Source organism: Phormidium tenue FACHB-1050 (assembly GCF_014696925.1).
Taxonomy (GTDB): domain Bacteria; phylum Cyanobacteriota; class Cyanobacteriia; order Pseudanabaenales; family Pseudanabaenaceae; genus Pseudanabaena.
Map to the genome: position 1 here is coordinate 279,027 of NZ_JACJQY010000001.1, position 26,664 is coordinate 305,690.

At 42.1% G+C, this 26,664-nt stretch carries 18 protein-coding genes and 1 tRNA gene; 8 read left to right on the forward strand and 11 right to left on the reverse strand.

What is annotated here, in order from left to right; genetic code table 11:
* Nucleotides 1–54 precede the first annotated feature (54 nt).
* The gene (locus tag H6G05_RS01370; protein ID WP_190575621.1) at nucleotides 55–1,689 is read right to left on the reverse strand and encodes an ArnT family glycosyltransferase; all 1,635 of its coding nucleotides are present in this window, start codon (nucleotides 1,687–1,689) and stop codon (nucleotides 55–57) included.
* Between the two features lie 352 nt (nucleotides 1,690–2,041).
* Between H6G05_RS01370 and H6G05_RS01375 the strand changes: the two genes are divergently transcribed.
* Nucleotides 2,042–2,305, forward strand: a complete 264-nt coding sequence (locus H6G05_RS01375; RefSeq protein WP_094535344.1) for a hypothetical protein — start codon at nucleotides 2,042–2,044, stop codon at nucleotides 2,303–2,305.
* Between the two features lie 65 nt (nucleotides 2,306–2,370).
* Entirely contained in the window at nucleotides 2,371–3,300 is a 930-nt protein-coding gene (locus tag H6G05_RS01380; protein ID WP_190575623.1) for a DMT family transporter, read from the forward strand.
* A 128-nt stretch (nucleotides 3,301–3,428) separates the two neighbouring features.
* On the opposite strand, the gene H6G05_RS01385 is transcribed toward H6G05_RS01380, so the two are convergent.
* Complete coding sequence (locus H6G05_RS01385; RefSeq protein ID WP_190575625.1) at nucleotides 3,429–4,004, reverse strand: hypothetical protein; 576 nt, start codon at nucleotides 4,002–4,004, stop codon at nucleotides 3,429–3,431.
* A gap of 437 nt (nucleotides 4,005–4,441) precedes the next feature.
* On the opposite strand from H6G05_RS01385, the gene H6G05_RS01390 reads away from it, so the two are divergent.
* Nucleotides 4,442–4,513 (forward strand) — tRNA-Asn (locus H6G05_RS01390).
* Nucleotides 4,514–4,738: 225 nt separating this feature from the next.
* Here the strand turns inward: H6G05_RS01390 and H6G05_RS01395 are convergent.
* Nucleotides 4,739–6,850 (reverse strand): putative bifunctional diguanylate cyclase/phosphodiesterase, encoded by a 2,112-nt coding sequence (locus H6G05_RS01395; protein ID WP_190575627.1) that lies wholly within the window; start codon nucleotides 6,848–6,850, stop codon nucleotides 4,739–4,741.
* A gap of 396 nt (nucleotides 6,851–7,246) precedes the next feature.
* Nucleotides 7,247–7,771: a Ycf51 family protein gene (locus H6G05_RS01400; RefSeq protein ID WP_190575629.1), complete on the reverse strand. Its 525-nt coding sequence runs from the start codon at nucleotides 7,769–7,771 to the stop codon at nucleotides 7,247–7,249.
* A gap of 542 nt (nucleotides 7,772–8,313) precedes the next feature.
* On the opposite strand from H6G05_RS01400, the gene H6G05_RS01405 reads away from it, so the two are divergent.
* Together H6G05_RS01405 and pgeF are read left to right on the forward strand one after the other, a co-directional pair.
* Nucleotides 8,314–9,090 carry a carbonic anhydrase gene (locus H6G05_RS01405; RefSeq protein WP_190575631.1) on the forward strand — a complete coding sequence of 259 codons (777 nt, stop codon included), beginning with the start codon at nucleotides 8,314–8,316 and terminating at the stop codon, nucleotides 9,088–9,090.
* Nucleotides 9,091–9,471: 381 nt separating this feature from the next.
* Nucleotides 9,472–10,218 carry a peptidoglycan editing factor PgeF gene (gene pgeF / locus H6G05_RS01410; RefSeq protein WP_190575633.1) on the forward strand — a complete coding sequence of 249 codons (747 nt, stop codon included), beginning with the start codon at nucleotides 9,472–9,474 and terminating at the stop codon, nucleotides 10,216–10,218.
* Here pgeF and H6G05_RS01415 read toward each other — a convergent pair.
* The 5 genes from H6G05_RS01415 to H6G05_RS01435 form a co-directional block, all read right to left on the reverse strand.
* Nucleotides 10,198–12,789: a low-complexity tail membrane protein gene (locus H6G05_RS01415; RefSeq protein WP_190575635.1), complete on the reverse strand. Its 2,592-nt coding sequence runs from the start codon at nucleotides 12,787–12,789 to the stop codon at nucleotides 10,198–10,200. The genes pgeF and H6G05_RS01415 overlap by 21 nt on opposite strands.
* A 33-nt stretch (nucleotides 12,790–12,822) precedes the next feature.
* Nucleotides 12,823–13,971 (reverse strand): ABC transporter substrate-binding protein, encoded by a 1,149-nt coding sequence (locus H6G05_RS01420; RefSeq protein ID WP_190575637.1) that lies wholly within the window; start codon nucleotides 13,969–13,971, stop codon nucleotides 12,823–12,825.
* 6 nt (nucleotides 13,972–13,977) lie between these two features.
* Entirely contained in the window at nucleotides 13,978–15,132 is a 1,155-nt protein-coding gene (locus tag H6G05_RS01425; protein WP_190575639.1) for an ABC transporter ATP-binding protein, read from the reverse strand.
* Nucleotides 15,133–15,161: 29 nt separating this feature from the next.
* The gene (locus tag H6G05_RS01430) at nucleotides 15,162–16,760 is read right to left on the reverse strand and encodes a hypothetical protein (RefSeq protein ID WP_190575641.1); all 1,599 of its coding nucleotides are present in this window, start codon (nucleotides 16,758–16,760) and stop codon (nucleotides 15,162–15,164) included.
* A gap of 162 nt (nucleotides 16,761–16,922) precedes the next feature.
* Nucleotides 16,923–18,116, reverse strand: coding sequence for an NAD(P)/FAD-dependent oxidoreductase (locus H6G05_RS01435; protein WP_190575643.1), 1,194 nt, complete (start codon nucleotides 18,114–18,116; stop codon nucleotides 16,923–16,925).
* Between the two features lie 236 nt (nucleotides 18,117–18,352).
* Between H6G05_RS01435 and H6G05_RS25765 the strand changes: the two genes are divergently transcribed.
* Entirely contained in the window at nucleotides 18,353–20,326 is a 1,974-nt protein-coding gene (locus H6G05_RS25765) for a hybrid sensor histidine kinase/response regulator (RefSeq protein WP_190575644.1), read from the forward strand.
* Between the two features lie 334 nt (nucleotides 20,327–20,660).
* Here the strand turns inward: H6G05_RS25765 and H6G05_RS01445 are convergent, their stop codons facing one another.
* Nucleotides 20,661–20,942, reverse strand: coding sequence for a hypothetical protein (locus tag H6G05_RS01445; RefSeq protein WP_190575645.1), 282 nt, complete (start codon nucleotides 20,940–20,942; stop codon nucleotides 20,661–20,663).
* 426 nt (nucleotides 20,943–21,368) lie between these two features.
* Between H6G05_RS01445 and H6G05_RS01450 the strand changes: the two genes are divergently transcribed.
* Complete coding sequence (locus H6G05_RS01450) at nucleotides 21,369–21,719, forward strand: hypothetical protein (protein ID WP_190575646.1); 351 nt, start codon at nucleotides 21,369–21,371, stop codon at nucleotides 21,717–21,719.
* A gap of 249 nt (nucleotides 21,720–21,968) precedes the next feature.
* Here the strand turns inward: H6G05_RS01450 and H6G05_RS01455 are convergent, their stop codons facing one another.
* Complete coding sequence (locus tag H6G05_RS01455) at nucleotides 21,969–23,681, reverse strand: diflavin flavoprotein (protein ID WP_190575647.1); 1,713 nt, start codon at nucleotides 23,679–23,681, stop codon at nucleotides 21,969–21,971.
* Between the two features lie 541 nt (nucleotides 23,682–24,222).
* Here H6G05_RS01455 and ppsA point away from each other — a divergent pair.
* Nucleotides 24,223–26,658 (forward strand): phosphoenolpyruvate synthase, encoded by a 2,436-nt coding sequence (gene ppsA / locus H6G05_RS01460; protein WP_190575648.1) that lies wholly within the window; start codon nucleotides 24,223–24,225, stop codon nucleotides 26,656–26,658.
* Nucleotides 26,659–26,664: the final 6 nt, after the last annotated feature.

A 26,664-nucleotide genomic window follows, 5' to 3' on the forward strand; every position in this document is an offset into this window, starting at 1 on the left:
TTTTCTTATTTAGGGTTAGCAGTGCGGTGCTTCGCCCCGCACTGCTATTGCTTTTTATCCATAGGGTCGTGGATAGGTTTTTAGCATGGGTGAGGCGCGATAGACTGGAAAAATTTGAACTGCTTGACCGCCACGTTTAATGGGAATATCCGCAATTTTTTCTAGCGATTGAAAGTAACCTGCATATTTATCTAAGGGTTGTGGGAATCTTTCATCTTTTAGAAATTGCTCGGAAGTGATGTAGAGCGAAGTCTTACCGACAAAATCTTCAGCTTTGCTCCAATAGGCAAACCCGCGTAAATCTTCATCAAAACAGGTAACTTTCTTGCCCAGTGGCTCGATCGCCATGCCCACTTGCCCTGCCACAAAGAAATTATTGCTAAATACAAAATCTGATTTTGCTAATTCTGCTTTGAGCATGGGTGAATCAACAAAGGCTTGACGTAACTGCTCAATGTCAATCATCTGGGTGGAAGGATCATCTTTAGCTTCCCAGAAACCACCTGCGATCGCCGCATCTCCTCCTTTCTGCGCGATCCCCAAATGCACATGTAGTAATCCAATTAGCAACAGCGGCAAAATTACTACCCCCGATCCCCAAAGCCAATTGCGAATAAATTTGGGACGCTTTAACTGCACTTGAGCAGCCCGTTCGCCCAGTAAAAGTGTTGCCCCAAAAAATCCTGGCATATGCCATGAGGGCAAGATTTGGATAAATCCACCCATAAAAGTAAATCCAAAGAAAATTGGTGCTGATACGCAGAGGATTAGCAATCTTTTGGTACGTAAGATATCGTCGGCGATCGCTAATTCATGGCTATTTTCATCAGTTTTTTCTTGTCTTGTAGGAACTTTTACCAACTCCCCCAATGTCCGAAAACTTGTCCACCATAAAGGAAACCCGAAAGTAGGGAACAGATAACCCAGCGCTAATAGAATGGTTACCAACAATCGCTCTAGGTTGTAGCCCTGCGAAGGCACAGCCCGCCCACTCTGAAAGCGAAATGAGGCAAATTCATGTTGGTAATTCCAGATCAGCACGGGAGAAATGGCGATCGCAAATAAAGCGATCGCTACTAAAGTCCATCCTGAGAATAAAGCTACTCGATGGCGACGGCTGAACAAGCAAAATAGTACTAATCCGCCACCGAGAAGCACTCCATGATATTTACCTAGAAATGCGAGACCGACTAGTAAACCAATAATGGCAAGGCGATAGGTCGGTTTGTAATCATGAACTTGATTAGCAACTTGATCAGGCGGAAAAAATTCTGTAGCGGCAACCCATAAGCAAGCTGCCCAGAAAAACATCAAGGCATTATCAGGCAAGGTCAGAATACCAAAGGCAATCTGGAAAATCGGAATTGTGGTCAAAATCGCCAGAGTTAAAGTGGCTGTGCGATCACCAAACAGTTTACGACTAGCCAAATAGGAAAAAATTAATGTCCCCGTATACAGTAAAACGCCCCCAATTCGTAAGGTTAAGGGCGTAACCGCACCCGTCAGCCAGATCCCAATTCCTGCGGTAAAAGCCACTAGTGGTGGATGATCGAAATAGCTTAGGTTTAGATTTTGGGTATATAGGTAATAGTAAGCTTCGTCAAAGCCGATGTTGAGATAGATCGCGCATACAGCCCTAAACAGGAAACCCCACAATAATATGGCGATCGCCCACTTATGAATTTTCACTCTAGATTCCTTTGTTTAATGTACAAACAATTTTTCAAATCCTTACTTTGTAAGGATTTGAAAAATTGTTTGGTTTTGACCATCAATATTATCGCAACACAAATGATCAGTATCTGGGCATAATCAAAAACTAGATCCAAAACTCATGATGCACGCTGCGCGTACATCATGAGTTTTGGCTTTTTATATTTAATTGCGCCTCCAAAGATTATTGGTGCGGCGCGAAGCGCTGCACCAATAATCTTTGAGGGGGAGTAGCAAATGATAGTAGGGGCAATTCATGAATTGCCCCTACTATCATTTGCTATATAATTCAGCATGATTACGTGAAAACTAGACGGAGTAGATCGAGATGCCGAGAGAACCCAGAAAGCCTAATGAATACATCGTGCATTTAAAGCTAGAAGGCGGACAGGAAGTCACCACAAAATTTACAACTATCGAAGAAGTTAAAACTTGGTATGCATCGCAATTCAAGGCAAAGGCAAATGAGGATGATCTTATGCCCATTCCAGTGCGGGCCGAATTAAATGAAATTTTGTTAGTCCGTCCTAAGCGCGTTATTGCCATTCATGTTGAGCCGATTTACTCCTCTAGTGTCGAAATGTTTGCATAAAATTTTGCATAAAATTAAAAGGGGGACGCATTGCGCCCCTTTTAATTTTATGTGACCAAATTTCAATGCTTTTACACCAAGTTTCTGGGCGATCGCGTTTAGGGCTAGCGCTATCGTTGCTCACAGTTTTACTATGGGGATTTTTAGCGATCGCTCTCAAGATTGTCCTCCAAGAGCTAGATCCCTTCACCGTTACTTGGTTTCGCTTTACTGTTTCAGGGGTTGTGCTGGGAATATATTTAGCGCTACGCCAGCAACTGCCAACATGGCAACAATTGCAGAAAGTTTCCTTACCATTGTTTTTAGTAGCTGTGGGCGGACTCTCGCTCAACTATATTTTGTTTTTAATTGGCGTAGGTAAGACCTCAGCCAATAATGCTCAAGTAATTACCCAAATCGCACCCGTGATGATGGGAATGGCTTCATTGGTCATTTTTAAAGAAAAATACAACTATCGCCAATGGGGTGGGGTGGCAATTCTCGTTTGTGGGCTTTTGCTTTTTTCCCATGATCAAGTGCGATCGCTCATTACTACCCTCGACACATATTTATGGGGTAATACTCTTCTAGTCCTAGGGGCGATCGTTTGGGCTTTTTATGGACTTGCTCAAAAGCAGCTATTACTTAATCTGCCTTCGACTTCTGTATTGTTATGTCTCTATCTCAGTGCAGCTATGCTATTTGCACCAATGGCTCACCCCGATAGACTCTTGACTCTATCGGGGCTACCGTTGATCGCCCTCATTTTTTGCGCTTTCAATACTTTGATTGCCTATGGTGCATTTGCGGCTGCGCTCGAACATTGGGAAGCCTCGCGGGTCAGTGCGGTGATTACCCTTGCGCCCCTTGTCACCTTAGCTGCGTCGGCGATCCTGCCTAATTTTGTTCCGCAATTTTTACCACCATCACCTCTAAGTTTATTGGGCTATACAGGGGCGATCGCCGTAGTACTTGGCTCGATGATTATTTCTTTAAGCTCAACTTCTAAAACCTAAAGAAACGCTTTGCGCCTCCTTAATTTGTACCAACCCACGAAAGTGTTGCAACACTTTTGTGAATTGAAAATCAAATCCAGTAAGGGTTTTAAAAACACAAAATGGCTAAGCCATTTTGTGTTTTGTTATTACTCGTTAATTTTAAATGAACCGAGAAAGCGATCAACATCAGCATTTGAAAATTTAGTTGCAGGAGCTAATACAAACATTTGATAGAAACGACGATTGTCACTAAGACAAATGCGACCTTTAAATAAAGCCTCAATAGCCTGTATTTTCCCACTAGCTTCAAAATCACGGCATGAAGCTTTACCCAGCTTAGACTCCTTTGAAGTTGTCACTTTACCCTTCAATCCACCCACAATCCCTTTCATCGCTTCATCCAATCGCGGCTGAATTTCATCGTCAGGAAATTTTTCAGGGAAATCAGCATAGCTAGCAAAGTAAGCTGAATCCTTAAACTCAGAAACTGCCATATTCATCTTCACTGTGGCAATTTCAGTTTTTCTCTCCTCAGCTCTCTCTTCTGGCTTGTTCGGCATCTGCACGCTAAACTTTCCAGCCTCAGAGGTATAGTCTTGCCATGTATTTGAGTTTGTTATTGGTTTAGTTTGGTTAGGATTTTCGCTATTTATGGTAGATGGCGTACAAGCGCTTGTAACCAATAAAACTAAGCCAACAGTAAAAGAGGCAGATCTTGTCATATTCAATCCCATGCTTCACTTTGTAATGTAGATAAAAGCATAAAGCTAACCGATTACACAACACTAAAAACCCCAAAAACAAGAAGTGAGGGGCGGCGCAAAGTGCCGCCCCTCACTTCTTGTTTTTGGGATAATACCAATTCACGAAAGTGTGGCAATACTTTTGTGAATTAAAAACCAAACCCAGTAAGGATTTTATAGCAAAAACAGAGTTAGCTAGTACAAACCAAAACCCAAGAATCGAGTGGCGGCGCTTCGCGCCGCCACTCGATTCTTGGGTTTTATGTCCTAAGCAAAACTTGTTTTGGGATAAAAGCCAGTCTGCTAGACATTTTCACTAGATAATTAAAAAACTTTTGAAAAAGGTTGCACGATTGGCACACTTATACGCTATAGTTATTAACGCTGAAGTCATTGACGCAGCAAAACCGCTACTTTCCTCAGTAGCTCAGTGGTAGAGCAATCGGCTGTTAACCGATCGGTCGCAGGTTCGAATCCCGCCTGGGGAGTTGTAAAAAAGAAGGTATGCAACGCATACCTTCTTTTTTGTGAATCGTTTTAAAAGAGTAACGGTAGCGCTAAGCGCTGCCGTTACTCTTTTGGATTGAAGCAAAACTTGCATTGTTATAAATTACACAAATCCACAAAAGTGTGACGACACTTTTGTGGATTAAAAAACAAACCTAGTAAGGGTTTAAAGTTAAAAAATGGCGTAGCTATTTCTTAACTTGGTATTAGATATTTGATTGAATCCATTGAGTAGCCCTTTCACTATCTAAAGGATGCGAAATAAAGAAGCCTTGTACCTCGATACTACTGCCACCTAGCCCCTCAAAATAATCTAACTCTTGAGCTGTTTCTACACCCTCAACGATAATTCCCATACCAAGGTTGTTTGCCAAGCGTAAAATTGACTGAATAATTCTTTGGCTTTTAACGTCAGTAGAGACTTTACTCGTAAAGCTCCGATCTATTTTTAAAACGTCGATGGGCAAATTTTGTAAATAGCTAAAAGAAGAATAACCAGTACCAAAATCATCAATATACACTTGAACTCCAATTTCTCGAAGTTGTTCAAGTTTTTGAGAAGAGATTTCTATATTATCCATCAAAATTGTTTCAGTGATTTCTAGTTTAATTAAGCTAGGTAAAACTTGATTAGCTAAAATTATTTCTTGAATGCGTTCTACAAAATCTGGCTGGACAACTTGGATTGTGGAAACATTAATTCCTAGGGTGAGAGATAGAATATCAGGAAATGCTTGCTGCCATTGATATAACTGCTTACAAGCTGTTTCAAAAACCCAATACCCAATCTGAATAATCTCCCCCGTTTCTTCAGCAATTGGTAAAAATTCCTGTGGGGAAATCAGCCCTTGTAATGGATGCATCCAACGCAGTAAAACTTCAAATCCTGTTAACTTATGTTGATGTAATGAAACTATTGGCTGATAGGTTAAATAAAACTCTTCATGGACAATCGCTTGACGTAGATCCGATTCTAACTGCCAGCGTATTTTCGCCCCTTGATTCATATTATTTCTAAATAAGGCTTGCTTACCTCGACCAAGACCACGGGCATGATGCATAGCAATATGAGCATCTCGCAAAATTTCATTGGCATAGATATAATCAGCATCGCTAATAGCTATACCAGTGCTAGCAGAGATAAAAAATTGATTGTCATCAATCAGAAATGGCTGTTTAATACTTTCGGAAATTTGCTCAGCTAATTCAATCGCAAAACTTTCACCACCAAGATTGTCTCTATCAATATTTTCAACTAAAAGCGCAAACTCATCGCTGTCAATTTTGGCAATAGTTATATTGGCACTACGATATGCAATTATGCGTTTACTAATTTCTTGTAATAGCTTATTGCCAATGGCAACACCAAAATCATCATTAATTGATTTGAAGCGATCGCAATCTATAGACAGAACAGCAAAGTTACGACTAGCATCAGTTTGCAATTTTGCAAATGCTAAATCTAGGGACTCCATAAATGAGTTGCGATTTGGCAAACCTGTTAATGAGTCATGAAGCTGGTTATGGTGTAACTTAGCAATTATTTGATCCCTCTCAAGTCTAACTTCATTAGACTTGGTAAGTAATTGGATTTGATGAATAGAAATTGCTAGCTGAGTTCCTAGTTTTTCAAGTATTTCTATCTCCCAGTTATGCCAATTGCGTGGATTATTATATTGATGAATTATTAACAATCCCCATAGTTTATTGCCTTTAGGAATAGCAATTGCAATTGCGGAATGGATGCCTAACGGAGCTAGTGATGTTGAAAATTTAGGATCAACAGCCTCATCGTTAATATTGTGAATAACGTGACTAATACATTTTTGAAAAGTTTCGAGCCATTGGGAATCGGTATAGATGGATGGGAGCGCTTGCCCCTGAAGTGAGTAACGAGAATTACTAACAACTTCGTATTGAATTGGTTGAATATCTTCTAATTGCTCGGTTAGTTGATAAACAATAACTTGATCGCTTTGTAACAATTGATATGTTTCTAAAACAACAGAATCAAGCAACTCATCAAGATTTATTGCATGTCTTAAACGCGCAAAAATCAAGGCTAATAAAGTATAGCCCTCATCTTCATATTCATTATTCAATTCTATGCTTAGTATAGATTGATTAAGCTCTTTGATTTTTTGTCTCAGGCTACTTGTCTCTATATCTAAGTTGTTAAAGCAGAGGGCTAAAGTTGCACTAAGAGACTTAATGTTTTGCAAATCATCTTGCTGCTCTTTAGTTAATAACTCAGATTCGCTTACACGATTTACACAATTTAACAAGGCTGATAATGTTTCAGAGAAAATGTCTCGCATAGTTTTAGAAGAAGCCTTGCATGGATAATTCTTAAATTATACCAAAACACAAAATGGCTAAGCTATTTTGTGTTTTTATAACCCTTACTGGGTTTGGTTTTCAATTCACGAAAGTGTAACTACACTTTCGTGAATTGATATTAAACCATATAGCGTTTATCAGTCTAGTAAAGTACAGGTTTGTTTCCCCACCTTCGGCGGGGAAGTAAACCTTTGCATCTCACTTGCTTGAAAAGTGCTATAGCAATTCTAAATGGTTTGTGGAATGACACTCCATCGGGGTGTCATTCCACAAACCGAAAAAATCCACAAATGATAGGACTGCTATATATCTTTCTTAAAAAAGTAGTAGATGCTCTAAAAAGCAGATAGATACTTAGTAATCTCTCTACTTTTTTATGAAGTTGTATCTTTGGGTAATTCTGCGAATTTATCGGTAAATATATCTAATTCAATATTTGGATCATTCCGTAAACTTAACGATCGCTTGACACGTCCTAAATATAATGGCTTGGATACTCCTTCACGCACATGAACAACGGTTCTGGCGTAAATAGTTAGTTGTGACTCACCTTGACCATTGCGCCCCGAAGAAAATAAGTTACTACTAGCTTGTTTTAAAGTTGACTCAAGCTGTTCAGGTGTGATTGTGGGTGCAACGGCGATCGTGGCTTGGGGACCAAAGCGATCGTAGACCAGCTTAAATGGAACAGCTCCTTCAATAGATGAGCGGGTAATTGGCTCAAAACTCAGAGAAAAAAGCCCCACAACCAAGACGACTGAAAACAAAGTTGCTCCTACCATTCGATAGCGCCAACTCCACTTAAAAGCTACAGCTAGTCCTGTAATTAAGGCGCAAACTAATACAAATACGCCCATTGCTTGTGCGAGTTGACCAAATAAAGCAGGCGTTAGCGACATAAATTAATTTTTTGTGAATTTTTAAATAACTACTAAATTCATTTTATAGCGCTTTGCTCTGCAAGCTGCAAAAAGTCATGAACAACTTTATAGCTGTCGCCATTCTTGTTAAGACATAAAACCCAAATAGTGTGATGCGGCGCTTCGCGCCGCATCACACTAAATACACTTATAAATATGAGCAGCGCTTAGCGCTGCTCATATCTCACTTGTACTGCTCGCCCCTTATTTACAAAAATTCTTTGTTCGCGTTTTATACCAATTCACGAAAGTGTGACAACACTTTTGTGAATTGAAAACCAAACCCAGTAAGGGTTTTAAAAACACAAAATGGCGTAGCCATTTTGTGTTTTGGTATTACTCGTTCGCAGAACACTCTAAGTTGTAACAATTCGGTGCAAATCTCAATGGTTGTTATATATTGACTTTAACTTTCAGAAGTTAATATTGCTGCCAAGTGGTTGTGTGATGAGCGCTTCGCGCTCATCACACAACCACTTGACATGATTACCCAGAAATTTAACAGAAGAGATCGTAAGTCTATGGATACCCTTAATAGGAATTATGGCAAAAAGTTAATGGCTCTAGTAGCGATCGCTCTGGTGACATTAGCACTACTCACAAAACCTGTTTTAGCCGCAGACTCACCCCATTGGAGCTATGGCGGTGCTGCAAATCCTACTCAATGGGGGAAACTCAGCAACGATTTTACTATGTGTGAATTAGGTAAAGATCAATCTCCGATTAATATCAAAAATGCAATAGAAGATAGTCCAGCAAAAATCAGTTTTGATTATCACCCTTCTCCCTTGAGTGTCGTCAACAATGGTCATACTATTCAGGTGAACTATGCTCAGGGTAGTACTGTGAATATTAATGGCGAGAAATACTCATTACTTCAGTTCCATTTCCATACTCCCAGCGAACATGAAATTAACGATCGCGCTTCAGCTATGGAACTGCATCTTGTCCATCGTAATGAGACAGGAAAACTTGCAGTGGTTGGAGTTATGCTCAATGAAGGTAAGTCAAATCCTCTAATCGCCGAAATTTGGGAGCAGATTCCTGATGTTGGCACAACTAAAACGGTTAGCGATCGCCTGATTAATGTGGCTAATCTCTTACCTAACAACAAAGCTTATTACAGCTACGCGGGATCGCTGACCACGCCGCCATGTAGTGAAGATGTTAGCTGGAACATTTTTGTGGAGCCAATCACTGTTTCAGAAGAACAGATCGAAACATTTGCCAAAATCTATCAAGTTGATGCGCGTCCCCTTCAGCCTATTAATAGTAGAACTGTGCAGTTACATCTTTAACTTACAGAAATTATCGATCAAGCGAGCCACAAGAAACATTTTGAAAGACTTGCCTTGCAAGTCTTTCAAAATGTTTCTTCGTTTGGGTTGAAGCGCAAAGTGCTGTAAGTCATGCTAAAGAATGAAGAGGAGAAGATTTTTTCACTCTTCATTCTTTTTAACTGATGTTACGTGGAACTCAGATGATGAACCTCTTGCTGCTAGCATAACAGGGCAACCACGGGGGGATTGCCCCTACCTGTAAATTTTAGATCTTGTAGGGGCTGCGCCCCTGTGCCAGCACTAGACTTACGCCATCGCAAGAATTCCTTCCACGTAACATCAGTTTTTAAGTTAGGATCAAGTTTATTGCGGAATCGTTACTTTTAAGACTCTAAATCAATGAATGCGAATCAATGGCAATGGCGAGACAACGTACTAACTTGTGATCTATTGGCTGAATGGCGACATGGTTTTTTTACGCGATCGCACGCTCCTAAATTACCAACTGACTTGCACAATCATTTGGTGACATCGGGCAAAGCCTATCGGGCGAAACAAGTACATGGTAATCGCTTAGTACATGCCGATGAAATCGAAACTGCACCAAATGCAAACTTGCCTGAAGCCGATGGGGTATGGGCTACACGCGATGGCATAAATCGGTCAGTATGGGTCTGCACTGCTGATTGTGTACCTGTATTGATTGGCGATCGCAAGTTAGGCTCAATAGCAGCTGTCCATGCGGGATGGCGTGGTACTGCGGCGGGGATCGTGACCAAAGCGATCGCCACATTATGCGATCAAGGTAGTGAGCTAAAAGATTTGCGAGTAGCGCTTGGCCCCGCAATTTCGGGACAGGTCTATCAAGTATCTCAAGATGTGGCTCAACAGGTTACGGCTACAATTAGTCAAGCTGTGGGGGTACAACCTGATGAGCATCCAGAAAGAGTCAAGCTCGATTTACGTCAAGTCCAAGTACAACAGCTTCAAGAATTAGGATTGCCAACAGAAAATGTGGCGATCGCCCCTTACTGCACTTTGCAACATGAGGAAATCTTCTTTTCCTATCGACGTTATTTTCTAAACAACCCCAATCCCCTGCCTAGAGCGCCACAGGTGCAGTGGTCAGGAATTGCGATCGCTTAAATCTTCAGTATTGTTATCCTCATTTAAGGGAGTTCCATCTAAAAGCGCTTCCAGATCTGCAAACTCATCAATTTCCAAAGGACTTTCTTGAGGTTGCTCTTTTTCTGAATTAACTTTATCTGCGTTATTCAACTGTTCTAATCTAGCGAAAAACTTATCAACTAGAAACTCTTGAACCAAGTACTTAGCATCTTGAATTTTTTGGTCATTACTTCCTATCTCATCAGTACTTTCCTCACCAACTTGAGTTTCTATTGCTGGTAGATTTTCGGTAAAAGATTCTACATTTTCTTGAGCGATCGTTTCTTGGTTGGGGTCAAAAACTATTGATGGATCAATTGGTTCAGCATTTTCTTCATCTAAAGATTCGCTATTGACTAGGCTCTGCTCAACATTGCTTTCAATATCTAATTCTGAATCTAATTCTGATGTTGCTTCAATAATCTGCACAGTTTCTAGATTATTGTCAACATCCTCAGATTCTTCGTCATTATCTTCTAAGTATTCTTTGAGAATATTCTCAACATAAGCATTAAAAGCAATTAGCTCATCTAATTCATCATCAAAATCTTGAGTTTCGCTGTCACAGATTTCCAACTCTGGCTCTATGGAATCAGCACTCAATTCAATAGTCTCTTGATCAAGCTCATTAATAATCTCTGGCTCAGGCTCCAAAACTTCTGGAATGCTTGCAGGAAGATCATCTCGCTTGATCGATTTACCAAAACCAAGTTTTTTAGGTGAAACTCCCGTTTTACGTAACTTTTTTAAAAAGTCTATCCCTCTTTTGTTATCATTTGCGGCGGCTGTATTATCAACCACCTCAACGTCCGAATCTTCCTCAGTTTCAAGAGATTCTAATTCTTCGTTATCCTCTCCAAGCTTTTCATCTAGAAAGGTATCAGCAGGATCTAAAATAGTCTCAACCTGTTCAGGTTCTTCACGGTTTGCCTCTGAGCTAGAATCTGGAATTTCTAAAAATGTCAGATCAGGCTCTTCATCAGTTTCAAAGGCAACTAATTCGTCTGTTTCTTCAACAATGTTCTCAATCTCAGGATCTTCAATTGTGGACTCAAATGTAGCATCAGCAATCTCTAAGCCTGTTTCAACAGGAACCGCTTCGTCAATGAAATCATCGGAGGCAAAAGGATTTAACTCTTCAGGTTCTTGAGTAATTTCTTGATCTAGTTCTTGATTTAAAACTGACTCAATTTTAGCTTCTTCAAAAATCTGTTCGGTTTCAGGCTCAGCAATTGATTCGATTACAGATTCTTCGGCAGCGCTCGCACTAATCTCTAATTCGTCAACTTCTTCAACAAGCTGATCATCTAAACTAATATCAGCAAATTCCAAAACAGGAGCATTTTCAGAGGTTGCAGATTCCTCAATCTCAGTCTCTACGATCGCATCTGGAATATCTAAAAACGTTTCAACCTCAACCTGCTCAGTTTCAGGCTCAGCAATTGATTCGATTACAGATTCTTCGGCAGCGCTCGCACTAATCTCTAATTCGTCAACTTCTTCAACAAGCTGATCATCTGGGCTAGCATCAGCAACTTCAGATTCTTGTACAATCTCTTCTTCTAAAATCGTTTCTATCTGAGGTTCTGGAACTATCTCGGTAGGTTCAAAAGCCGAAGCAATTTCAACAGGCTCTGTGATCGCATCTTCTGTAGTGCAAGCGATCGCCTCTGTCTCAGAGGCATTTTCAACAAGAGTATTAATTTCTGGATCTACTTCAGATATGACTTCTAAAACAATATTGCTAGGCTCTGTTTCTTCAGTCTCTTGCTCTTGAGAATCTTGGGATTCTTGTACATCTGGAGACTGATCAGCTACCTCATCAGCAATCTTGCCTTGAGTCAAATCATTTGTGACTTTGCCGATCTCATCTTCTTCAAAAAACTTTAACAACTGGGGCGATCGCCAACCAATAGTTGTAAAGCTATTTTTGATTTTCTCAATGGCAAAGGGCTGTAAGCGATTGAGATCTGAATCAGCCGTTAACTTAATTCGCAAAGCAGATATTCCCGCTTGCGCCAAAATATTACTCAATAAAAAGAAAATCTCCGCCCAAATAATCCCAAACAAGCGCAAACTAGCAGGAAATGGGGCAATGACTTGTGCTAATGGTGCAGCTAGATAGAGTTTGCAAAATATGGCACTCATAGCGATCGCCACTACAGCCGCAATCCATCCCGTTACATACCAACCATTGCGCTGTTGCTTAACTAGCGACAGGATCTGACGCTCAGGCTCACTTAGACTCTCACTTGGCTTGGCGACAAACCATAGACTAAATGGAGAGATGGGCTGTTGCCACTGCACCCAAGCCACTAAGGCGATCGCAGGAAATCCTAGCAGAAAAATCTCAAACCACGCAGGAAAGACAGGATCACCCACCGCTAAGCCAGCCATACTTAGCGCCAATAACCAAGGGACACCTGCAAGTAAAGCGATATTGCCCCAGATAAAAGGATGATTACTTAAGGAAATATTGCTGGTTTGGTTAGTGGAAGGTGATGATGTCATATAGTCTTCAGGAATGATGGCGAGATCTTTGAAAGTCATCAGAGTCGAGAGCAACTCTCATAACGAAAATTTTTATCCTAAACCTGTGGTTAAGCGTGTCCAGAAACCTTCATATACTTGGAGCACTTCAGGATCAAGCTTGGCAATGCGATCGCTTCTGGCGGTAATTGTATCTGATGGTTCTAGAGCCTTAATCGCTTTCAGGTCATCAGGAATCATTGTTTTCGCCAATTTATTAGTTGTGCCAAAACTGTTCGCGTCGCTAATTTTAGCGGCAACTTCAGGACGCATTACATAATTGATCCACTCATGAGCGCCTTCGATATTTGAAGCCCCTCTAGGGATAGCCATGGTATCTGTCCAGATTGAAGTACCGTTATTGGGCAGTACATATTTAATATTTGGATCTTGTCTTGCTAAGCTAATCGCATCACCCGAAAAAGCCATGCACATCATCAGATCGCCTGAAGCAAGGGGGTCGCGCCATGCGTCAGTGGTGAAGTTGGCGATCGCAGGCATCAATTCTTTTAGTTTTTGGAAAGCTTGCTCAATCTTTTCAGTTTCTTTGGTGTTGTAAGAATGACCAAGAATATGTAAAGCCATACCGATCACTTCACGCGGATCATTAACAAGGGTAATTCGTAGTTTTTCTTTGTGTTCCCATAGATAACTCCAGTCCATCGGCTCCTCCCCTATCACCGACTTAACCGCCTCGACGTTATAGGCAATCCCTGTTGTCCCCAAACTTACAGGAATACTAAATACTGAGCCGCGATCGTGGGGCAGTTCTAAATAATTGGGTGCGATATTTTTGATATTGGGCAATAACTTTTTATTCAAAGGTGCGAGCAGCTTTAAATCCCGCATCTGCGTCACCATATAATCGCTAGGATAAATGACGCTATAACCCGATCGCCCACCAGAAGCCTCCAGCTTGGCAAGCATAACTTCATTAGAGTCATAGGCATCACCAACAACTTTAATCCCAGTTTCCTTTGTGAATTCCTCTAAAACCTCTTGGTTGTTAATGTAGGTAGCCCAACCATAGATATAGAGGGTGCGTTTGTCCTGAGTCACTGGGCGCTCCACATCCTGTTCACCAGCCTCAGTTTCTTGCGGTCCCTTCTCAAAAATGCCACAGGCTGCAAGGGTTGAAGCACTAGCCATCGCCGAAGCAGCATAGGCTGTTTGTCTAAGAAATTTTCGCCGAGAGATTTGCATAGAAATTTAGGTCGCGACTGTAGTTTTGGGAAGAGCAACACAATCTTCAGGCATCCATGAGACATAGACCTGACTATCAAAGGGAGGAGTCTTTTCGCCTTGGTGATTAGAACGTACTAGCATGATTCTGACGGGCGGCACATTTTCGCTAGCATGTAAATCCACGACAAACTGAGAGTGATCGCCGAGATACAAGACATTATTGAGAATACCGCGATAGGTATTGTAAGGCTGATTAGGATATTCGGTGGAAAGCTTGATTTTTTCGGGACGCACACTGACCACTGCTTCGGGAATCGGGAGCCAATGCTTAGGTTTTGCGGCTACGATCGCTAAGCCTGTGGATGATCGCAACTCGACAAATGCACCATCCTGCTCGATCACTCGACATTCAAACAAATTTGTTTCGCCCACAAAATCGGCGACAAATGCTGAAGAAGGGCGATCGTAAACTTCTGATGGTGTACCAATTTGCTCAATTCGACCTTGGTTCATAACCGCAATTCGCGAGGAAATTGCCAAAGCCTCACTTTGATCGTGGGTAACCATAATAAAGGAAATACCCAACTCGTACTGCAAGTTTGACAGTTCTACTTGAAGTTCTTTACGGAGTTTAAAATCTAGGGCAGCTAATGGCTCATCTAACAAAATCACTTTGGGACGGTTGACAAGGGCGCGTGCGAGGGCTACCCGTTGTTGCTGACCACCTGATATTTGACTAGGATAGCGATCGCTCATGTGATCGAGTCGTACTTGTTTGAGTGCATCCTTAGCCCTTTGCTGGATTTCTGGCTTAGGCACACCTTTAACTGACAATCCAAACGCAACATTATCAAAAATGGTCATATGCCCAAAAAGCGCATAGCTTTGGAAAACCGTATTCACAGGTCGCTGATAGGCGGGAATATAGGTCATCGGATTGCCTTGAATCAGCACTTCACCTGCTGATGGCTCCTCAAAGCCTGCAACTAGTCTTAGTAAAGTTGTTTTGCCACAACCTGATGGACCCAAAATGCTAAAAAGCTCACCGCGCTGGACTTGCAGATCGACACCTTGGACAACGGTATTTGTCCCGAACATTTTAAATACTCGCTGTAGCTCCACATCGGGGACTGTACCCGTTGGGGTGGCGAACTGTTTAGCAGTGGTTGACTGTGCCATGTTATGTTCAAACGTCTACTAATGTGTCACTAAGTCTCTCGCATTTTAGCGCGTTGTAGCTGATAAATGAGTTGTAATGTCAGCGCAATTATTACAGAAATTTGTCCAGCGAATGCCAAAATAATATCGGAAAGTTGGATATTTGACACAACAAACCAAGGATATCCAAAAAACAGCCACAATCCAGCATAGCGATCAGGACTAATCGATAGACTAGCCATAATCAAAATCGGTAGAAAAATTAGCGCAGAAATGATCCCTGTCATCCATGCTGAAGGGTTGCGCGTTTTCAAAAACAAAACCAACTGGGCGATTAGGGCAAACAAAAACATGGTGAGCGTAAAAGAGGCTAATACCACTATGGCTTTATCTCGTTGGGCTGAGTCATTCCAAGTGTTGACCCAAATTAAAATAGGGACTTGCGTAAATACAAGATTGAGGGCGATCGCGATCGGAGTTGGGCTTTTGTCTGACCAAATCAAATCGCGCAGAATATAGCCAAATCCAGTCGGATGCTCCTCGGTCGTCGATAAAGCTCCAAACCTTACCCAATCTAAGAGAGATTGTCTGTGGGGGGTTAAAGCGGTAATTGTGATAAAAAGCAAAAAACAATTGGGAATGTAAATAATCAGTAACAGAATGAACTGAAATTCTCCAGAAAAACTCTTGTCTGCAAAGCCTGTCTGCACACAAAAGCCAAGCATCAAGATCTCTAGATAGGTAGTGGCGACATAGCTTTGAGCTTTACTGACTAAAGTGGCGTTGGGATTGTGAAAGCGGCGTTCTAAGATCCGCCAAATGGCAAAGCTCAAAATTGCTAAGTTGCTAATTGTAAAAATATGCGAAGTCCAAATATTCGATGTAATTGGCAAATACCACCATTCCGCTTGGATTGGGTCGATCCTGCCACCTACTAAGACTTTGCTAAAGGAACTCCATGTGGTGAAGATATTCCACCACATAAAGGACGGGGCAATCCAAATGAAGGTAATAAAAGAAAATAACAAAGCACCTGCTGATACTTGTCCGCCAAATTTAGCTTGCCAACCACTTAGTAGGGCAAGCAACAGAGCAGCACTAAATAACAAAAATGCTGTCCCGACTATCAATATGTAAAAGCTACATAAAAAGGCGATCGGTACATTTGCACCGATCGCCGCAGTCAAGTGGTAGGGAATTGATAGTCCGATGCTGATGTAAGCAAGTAATGGCACGCCCATGATCTTGCCCATGAGAATATTGATGCTCGATCGCGGACTAATGCGAATAAAGTTAAGCGTGCCTTTATAGTCTTCTAATGAGAGGTCAGCTACGAGGCTATAAACACCTGCTAGAAATAGAACAAACGGCTCAGTCCAAGTAATCACTCGAAACTGTTCTAGCCACCAATCTTGCCAAGATGCAGCACAGCCAAAACCACGGATTTGGGCATAACACTCTTCATTAGGTATGCGTTGGCTATAGAACAAAAGCAACAAGATCTGAAACAGTAAAGATAAGCCAATCGCCACGATCAGATTACGCAATTTCAGCTTTCCTCGAATTTCTCGCAATAGTTGCGGATTCCAGTTGCCAATACGATCAAGCCAAGATGAGACTTGTGGGGAATTCGATGAAGAATCATTCATAGGTTATTCTATGTAGGCGATCGCTAATTAATCAAGTTAGGACTTACACAAAAATAAATTGAAACTCATATTAGTTGTATTAGTTGTAGGGGCAATTCATGAATTGCCCCTACGATTCCTTTTGTCCTACAATTAAAAACTATTATTCTTGGGAAGAATAACTTAATTTACGGATTTTCTAAACATCTCAATCAAAGGTTTGGTCAACCAGTAAGAGCCAATCTTCCATTGATGCTGTAGAGTGGGCATTCTCAATAAATAGGCGAGTCGCCGCATCGCATGGGCGGGTAATCCATCAATACTAAACTTGCCAAAAATGGAAGCAGTTGCGCCATCAATCCCTAAACTAATAAATTCTCCGAGGGGAATATAGCTAAAGGGAACTAGTGCTTTTTGATTCAGGCTTGCCCAAATATTCCAAGCACAATATTGAGACTGCTGGAAGGCTACCTGTGCAGTAGCAGGGACAAGACTAGAATTCGAGTCAAAACAACTTGCTAAGTCACCGATCGCAAATACATCAGGATAGTCCTTAACTTGTAAGGTTGACTCCGTGGCGATCGTGCCTTGACGACCATGCTCAAGCGGTAGATTTTGAAGCATTTTCGAGAAGGTGCTACCCACTGTCCACATCACAATGTCAACGGGTAAAGTATCACTTCCATCGCTGTAGTCGAGGGTAACTTCACCATCATTTATCTGTAAAACCCGCGTATTGAGATCAGTCCAGACACCACGTTGCGAGAGGGCAAGTTCCGCAATTTTACGATTTGAGTCTGTGGAGTTACTTAAAATTTTGTTGTTGCGATCAACGAGACGAACACGACCACGCTCTTTAAGGCGATCGGCAATTTTACAGGCGAGTTCTACGCCACTGCTACCACCACCTGCGATACAGACGCGGATTTTGTCACGATCGGATGCTTCTAATAGTTCTAATTTGCTATTAAGGCGATAGAAGTCATTGAGGTTGCGGAATGGAATTGCATATTCCGCCGCTCCATCAACAAGGTTCATCGGGGTTTCCCCACCGATCGCTAATACAAGGCGATCGTAGTTCAAAACACTAGGCTGACCAATATTAACTTCTACTTGTTTAGTTTCAAGATCAATACTAGTAACTAAACCCTGCACAAATTGAATACCAGTATCGGCAAGCAATTCGGTAAATGTTGGGGCAACCTCCCATTCCTGCATTTCGCCTGTGACTAGCTCATAGAGAAATGGCGTAAATAAGAAGCGATCGCTTTTATCGATCAGGATAATTTCAGGCATGACCGCCCAAGGTAAGCGAGATAGATTAAGCGCAGTATACAAACCGCCAAAACCACCACCAAGAATACAAATTCGTGTCATGTGAAAATCCAATTTGTTTTTTCCATCTTATCGCAAAGGTCAGAAAAGGGGCGCAAAGCGCCCCTTTTCTGACCTTGCATAGCAATCCTGTCGTGAGAGTGCGCCCCAAAGGGGCACACTCTCACGCTATAGCATATTAACTTTTGGTTAACTCTAGGTTATCTATTTTCACTTGTATCCACATACTGGCATCCGATAAAGTAAAAGTTGTTACAATTTTTAAATCTGGGGGTTGTGTGGTCAAATCTGTTTTATTGGCTCAGCTATCAGAAGAGCAATCCCTGATGTGGCACAATGCCCTATCCTCACACCAACTGGAAGTATGGGCTGCGCCTGAAACTGAAGATTTACTTAAATTGCTTGATCAAAAGCGGCAGTCAAAACAGAGTTTACCGCACTTGATTATCTCTGATATTGGCATTCGCTATGGGGGCGGGACTTCTTTACTTGCTACTGAGCTTTGCAAATGGTGTACCGATCACGCTCCTGAATTAAAAGTTTTATTGATTAATCCTCGCCAAGCCCAAATCAAAGAAGTGGAGAAACGTTGGGCAATTCGTCGTGGGGCGATCGATTTATTACCAAAGATATCTCTAGAAAACTTAAATTCTGCGTTTAAGGTGGCTGCCCAAGCTTTGGCGATCGAGATTAAACCAGAAGCATTAACCTCTGCAATTAGCAATCTCAAGTTGCAACAGTATCAACCAGATCGCGGCGCGGTTAAGGGTAAGAATATTCGACAAACAGCAACCCAAGAGTTAGCCCGCAAAATGGCGATGATTCCCTTGATGGTGATGGCAAGTGAGCCTGAAATGGATTCAGGTAGTGATGCACCACAAGGGCTGAAGCGTCAATTAGCTCTTGACTCCACCATTGCCGAGTTGAATTTGTACAATACCAAAGTTGATTTAACTCAAACAGGAGAATTTGCACGTCAGCTTTTTAAAGATGATCCCCTTCTACCTGCACTCATTGTTTACGATCAAGATCAATATGTGGGCATGTTGTCTCGTCGGAGATTTTTAGAATGCTTGAGTCGTCCCTATGCCCTTGAACTATTTACCAAAAGACCTTTGAGAGTCCTCTACGAGCAAGTTCCCATTGAAGTCCTTAAGTTACATGGTAATACTTCCATAGTAATGGCTGCTCAATTAGCTCTGGGACGTGCTAACGATGAAATTTATGAGCCTGTGATTGTCCATTTAGATACCGATACTTATTCGGTACTGGATGTCCATGATTTGTTGCTAGAGCAATCGCATATTCATGAATTAGCCACCAAATTGTTGCGGGAGCAAACCCAAACAACGATGTTCCAAACTGAGAAGATGGCAAGTTTGGGACAAATTGTGGCTGAAGTATCTCATGACATTCGGAATCCTGTATCGGCAATTTATGGCAATACTGAATGCCTCTTAACTTACATTGAAGGGGTAATGAAGATTTTAAGAGCCTATGAAAAGGAATATGGAACTTCGGCAACAGTAATTAGTGAAACCCTTGAAGCAGTTGATTGGGATTTTGTGCGTTCTGACTTACCACAGGTGGTGAAGAGTATCCAATCTGGGTCAAGATATTTGCGACGACTGGTGGATACTTTGCAATCTTTATCGCATATGGAGGATCATGCTAATCCAGAGGCTATTAGCTTGGTTGACTGTGTGGAGAGTAGTCTGACAATTCTTAGTGGTCGGATTAGGAATGTTCAGATTGTCAAGAATTATATTGAGCTGCCCCAAATCAATGGATATAGCGATCGCATAATTCAGGTGTTTATGAATCTGATTAGTAATTCTCTTGATGCATTGGTGGATTTAAGGGCTCATCCTGATTTAATCGCGCAACGGGATCGTCTTCTAATTAAGGAGAGCAGTCCTGAGAAGAGTAATGTCCAGATAGAATCAGAAATTACATGGCAGCCATTGGTGATGATCACATCAGCGATCGCAGAAATTGATAATCGTGATTGGATATCAATTAAAGTTGCGGATAATGGCATGGGAATTCCCAAGGAAATCCAAGATCGTATTTTTGATAATTTCTTTACTACCAAAGGTCAGGGACATGGTACTGGGCTAGGTTTAGCAATTTGCCATCAAATTATTACGCAGCAGCACAATGGCAAGATCGTTTTGCGATCGCCTTATCTCAATAATCAAGGCGATGTCACGATCGGAACTGAATTTGAAGTGTTGCTCCCGATTGGTTAGGAGAAGAGTGTTTAGATATCCTGTTAAGCAAGGTGAATGCTATTTAGGACTTACACTTTTAGTTAAGAACTCAAGTTCTTGACTAAAAGCGTAAGTCAACTTCTGTGGTCTACAGAATACTATTTATAGCTGCCGTCGATTGTGTTAGGACAAAAGCAAAACCCAAGAAGAGAATGGCGGCGCTTCGCGCCGCCATTCTCTTCTTGGGTTTTATGTCCTCATACACTTGGCGACAGCTATATTAATAATTAACCCGTTTCAACGGGTTTGAGCTTTTAGCCTGCACTTGAGTGCAAGGCTAGTGCCTAGCTACTGAACCTTTACCCAGCAAATTCTAGCTACCCACAGATCCCACCTGTGAAAACAAAGCATACACTGCTTCCCTTAATTGACCAAAACTTGATATAACTACCTGCCCAAAATCCGTCAGACTTAGCCAAATATCCACCCCAACATAAACCTTTAAGTAAATTGCTACTAATACTAGTGATATAGCTGCGATCGCAAATTTACCAACTAACTTCGCTAGAAGTTCTAAAATTGCAGAAGTTGCCCAGATTGCTGCCCCAAGTGCGATCACCCCAAGAATCAAGCTAAGAGTTTGATTTGTTTCCATGTAAAAATGATCTCCTGTTTAGACAAGTATATAGCAATCCTAAATGGTTTGTGGAAGGACACTCCATCGGGGTTTCCTTCCACAAACCAAAAAAATCCACAAATGATATAGGACTGCTATAGCGTTCTTGAATTTATCTTAGACCTAGTTAAAAAAGCCGTATCTAAATAAACAAAGAAAGTAAATCAACTATTCTATTTCCGTGTAAAAATTTGTATAGATATTGAATCTTTATTAAGCATAAATTGGACGATATCTCATCTATATCCATATAATACCAATTCACGAAAGTGTGACAACACTTTTGTGAATTGAAAACCAAACCCAGTAAGGGTTTTAAAAACACAAAATGGCTACGCCATTTTGTGTTTTGGTATAATTGAGTCGCTGAAATTAGCAATATATAACAGGTGTGAGGGAAAAATCATGCAAATCTACTGGACAATCAATCAAATTCCAGAGTTACAAGGTCTATCACCCGAACAAACAAAACAAGCATGGCAATTTTGCTACAAGAAATATACTTTCAAACATTGGCAAAGCTTGGTAAGTCTGTTGGTGGTAGGAATTCTTGCTGGCGTTGGTTCAAGATTTGGAGTGATTGGTGCAGCAATTGGTGGTGGGCTAGGAGGTGGAATTTTTGGTCTCACCGCCACAAATGTACTTCGCCCTCATTTACAAGACTATGTGAATACACACTTCAAAAATACTAGTTCTTCAACAGAATCATCTCCTGATAATCCATCAAATCTTGATCAATCAAGTAGTGATTTCTAGTTCGCAACTTTATTAGCATTAGCAGAATTACAAAGTTTCTCCTAGAGAAAAGAAAGAAAGCGCTATGCGCTTTCTTTCTTTTAACAGATGTCCTTCCACAAACCAAAAAAATCCACAAATGATATAGGACTGCTATATTACGTGAAACTTATAGCTATATAAAAGAGTATGAGGCGGCGCTTCGCGCCGCCTCATACTCTTTGTTTTTTGATTTGTGCAAATGGAGGAATACCTTCCACGTAACATCAGTTAATAATTACTAGCTGTCTTACGGTGATGAATTGCCGTTAAACCGTTAGATTGCAACAGCTTGCCATTCTCCACGATCGCATAGACAATCCAATGATCGCCACATTCCATCCGTTGAGCAACACGGCATTCTAAATAAGCTAATCCGTCAGGCAAAAACAGCCCACCCTCAGTTGGCTCTACCTGCACATCCTTAAAACGATCTTCCCCAGGTGCGAATTTTTTCATGAAGGACTTGCGGAGTTGCTTGCCCTGTTCAAGGATATTTAAGACAAAGCGATCACCTTCATATAAATAAGACTCGATCGCCCGATCTTTCGCAACTGCGATCGTTAGCCCTGGAGGATTAAAAGTTGCTTGCGATACCCAAGAAGCGAGCATGGCTGTGGAAATTTCGCCCCGCTTCACGGTTAAAACACACAAGGAGCCAACAATGCGCCCCACCGCTTGCTCAACTGTGCTACCAGGATTGAGGGTAGTCCGTACTTTTTTAGCTTTTTTCAGGGTTTGAGCGAAATCAGTTCCAGTCTCTTCGCAAATCTGTAATGTCGCCTCGGTTGGTGTAAATTTAATCCGAATCGGCTCAAAAGCAAGAGTGTAGCCAGCATCCTTTAACTTGCCAGAAATAATATCCACGGCTTCACCACTCCAGCCATAGGAACCAAACACACCCGCCTGATAACTTTTAGTAGCTATAGATAAAACTATGCCTAAAGCCGTTTGCACCTGTGTTGGCAAATGTCCGCCTAGAGTTGGCGAACCAATCAAGAAACCAGAAGATTTCTCGATCGCAGCTTTGATTTCCTCAGGTTCCGCATTTTCACAATTGATTAATTCAACGGCGACTCCTGCCTTGGTGATACCTCTAGCTAAAGCATTGGCGATCGTTGTAGTGTTGCCATATGCTGAGGCAAACAGCAATGCTACGGAAATATTTTGTTGCTTCTGGGCTTCACTCCATTGACGATAGAGATTTACCAATTCATGCAAGCCATTTTTCAACATTGGTCCATGCCCAGGGGCATAGAAAACCGCAGGAAAATCGGTTAATTTATCAAGGGCTGCCTCAACTTGGCGGACTTGGTTCGCCATCGTACTATCGAAATAATAGCGGCGATCGCCTAATAGATGGCTCCAACCCTCGTCAAACACCTGATCACCACAAATATGCGCCCCAAAGAATTTATCAGTATATAAAACTTGAGTTTTCGAGTCGTAAGTACAAAGCTCGTCAGGATGGCGCGGTGTAGAAGTGGGAATAAACTTGAGGATATGACCTTTGCCCAGATCAAGGGTTTCTTCACCCCGCACAACCTGAATTTTAAGATCTTCACCAAATGTCTCCTCTAGGCTTTGGCGTAAGGCGATCGCCCCTGGATTAGTACAAACAAAAGTGAGGCGACGATTAATTTCGAGTAAAGCCTTAAGTGTCTCAATACGGTTTTGGTTAACATGTCCGAGAATCACGTAACTGATATCACCAATGTTAATCCGCTTACGCAATTCGTCTAGATAAATTGCTGTGAAAGTTTCACCAGGTGGATCAATCAGAGCTAGCAAAGTCCCTTGAATTAAGAAAGAGTTAGCAGTTGTGCCTTTTTCAAGAGCATATTCAATTTCAAAGCGTAAGCGATTCCAACTGCGCGATCGCAAGGCAAAGGTTTCTGCGGCAATATAAATCGCTTGTACATCGCGGGGTTTATTTCTAGGCACGGATCGCTATCTCCAAAATTCTAGACTGCTGTTTCTAGTTTACTGACAGTTGGGAACTACCAAGCATTACAAAACCCAATTGTTTTAATAAACCTTATTGATGCTTATAAAGTCGATACAACAATAGTCATTCTTCTCATAAATCGTTACAGTTGTTAGTCTCCAGATTAGGCGAGATCTATAGTTATGTTAGGACAAAATCAAAACGCAAAAGAGAGTTGCGCCGCAACTCTCTTTTGCGTTTATGTCCTGATACACTTAGCGATATCTTCAACAAGAATATAGACGTTTATAACTACTGATTAAGTGAGAATGTCAATCTTTGCGAAGCTTAGTGAATAAATGTAATACCCCGCAAATATAGTGCTTTCACAGTCGCTATAATTAAGAGATGTCAAGGCTTTCAATAGATTCGGTTATACCACTGTAGAAGCTTTGATATCACTAGTTTTATTGATCGAATTATTGATCGAAATTTAAGGCTTCAAATACAATCCATGCATTGATCTAATCATTAATTTGATTAGGGAGTTAAATCATCATGACTAGCTCAACTTTTGCCGCAGAAACATCTAGAACTGTTCCCAAAGAACGTGCCTTAATACTTTGGTTTGAAGAAGTGGGAATTGCTGACATTTCCCTTGTGGGTGGAAAAAATGCTTCATTGGGAGAGATGATTCGGCAACTACAACCTAAAGGGGTGAATGTTCCTAATGGATTTGCCACTACTGCTTATGCATTCCGTCATTTTATCGAAAAAACTGGATTAGAAGCGAAATTGCGCGAACTCTTTGCTGATCTTGATGTTGAAGACATGAATAACCTGCGCGATCGCGGTCGAATGGCAAGAGCCTTGATGCTCAGCACGCCATTCCCCGACGATCTGCAAATGGCGATCGCCATGTCCTATAAAAAACTATGCAGTCTCTACGGTTCTGAAGAAGATACCGATGTGGCTGTCCGTTCTAGCGCCACGGCGGAAGACTTGCCTGATGCCAGCTTTGCAGGACAGCAGGAAACCTATCTCAATGTCTATGGTGCTAACGAAGTCGTCGATGCTTGCCATCGCTGCTTTGCCTCACTATTCACCGATCGCGCTATTTCCTACCGCACGATTAATGGATTCGATCATTTTGATGTGGCGCTCTCCGTTGGCGTACAAAAAATGGTGCGTTCCGATCTCGCTTCCTCTGGTGTGATGTTCTCCATCGACACGGAGACAGGCTTTAAAAATGCAGCGTTAATCACCGCAGCCTATGGCTTAGGTGAAAACGTGGTGCAGGGTGCAGTCAACCCCGATGAGTATTTTGTTTTCAAACCCACTCTCAAACAAGGCTTCCGCCCCATTCTCGAAAAACGCCTCGGTACAAAAGAAATCAAGATGGTCTACGACATTGGCGGCGGCAAGCTGACCAAGAATATTCCCGTCCCAGTTTCCGAACGAGTCAAGTTCGCAATTACCGATGACGAGATTCTCCAACTCGCAGAATGGGCTTGCATCATCGAAGATCACTATTCAGCAGTACGCGGCAAGCTGTCACCAATGGATATTGAATGGGCAAAAGATGGACGTACTGGCGAACTCTTCATCGTTCAAGCAAGACCTGAAACCGTGCAGTCCCAAAAGTCAGGCAACATTCTCAAGAACTACAAGCTGAATGGTTCCAGTGATGTGCTAATTAAAGGTCGCGCTGTGGGCGAGATGATTGGTCAAGGCAAGGCGAATGTGATTTTGGAAGTCCATAACATTGAAGATTTCCAAGCAGGGCAAGTCCTAGTCACCAACAAGACTGACCCCGACTGGGAACCAATCATGAAAAAGGCGAGTGCGATCGTTACGAACCAAGGTGGACGCACCTGCCACGCCGCCATCATTGCAAGAGAAATGGGTATTCCTGCGATCGTGGGTTGCGGCAATGCCACAGGCGTTATCAAAACAGGACAAGAAGTCACGATCTCCTGTGCGGAAGGCGAAGAAGGCAAGGTCTATTCAGGGCTAGTTCCCTTTGAAGTAATCGAAACTTCTCTCGATAATCTACCTACACTTTCTACCAAGATCTTGATGAACGTAGGCAACCCCGAAGAAGCCTTTGGTTTGTCCTCCATTCCCTGCGATGGCGTTGGCTTAGCGCGGATGGAATTCATCATCGCTAACCACATCAAGGCACATCCTCTCGCTTTGATGAACTTCGACACCCTCGAAGACAAAGCCGCTAAATGGGAAATCTCGCAACTGACGGCAAGGTATGAAAACAAGGCTGACTTCTTTGTAGACAAACTGGCTCACGGTATCGGCACGATCGCTGCCGCATTTTATCCTAAACCTGTCGTGGTGCGGATGTCCGACTTCAAGAGCAACGAGTACGCCAACCTCCTCGGTGGTCGCGCCTTTGAGCCTACCGAAGAAAACCCGATGATCGGTTGGCGAGGCGCATCTCGTTACTACGATCCTAAATACCGCGAAGCCTATGGTCTAGAATGTCAAGCCCTGAAACGAGTTCGCGATGACATGGGCTTAACCAATGTGATTCCAATGATTCCTTTCTGTCGCACTCCTGAAGAAGGTCGTAAGGTGCTTGCGGAAATGGAAAAACATGGCTTGAAGCGTGGCGAAAATGGTTTGGAAGTCTATGTGATGTGCGAAATCCCCAGTAACGTGATCTTGGCGGATGAATTCTCACAAGTCTTTGATGGCTTCTCCATTGGTTCCAATGATCTCACCCAGTTGACCCTCGGCTTAGATCGTGATTCTTCCCTTGTTGCTCACATCTTTGATGAGCGCAATGAAGCGGTTAAGTCCATGGTTCGTACGGTCATTCAAAAGGCGAAGGCTAACCACCGCAAGATCGGTATCTGTGGGCAAGCTCCGAGCGATTATCCTGAGTTTGCCAAGTTCCTTGTTGAGCAGGGCATTGATTCGATCAGTCTCAATCCTGATTCTGTCCTAAAGACAATGCTCGAACTTGCCAAAATGTAAATAAAA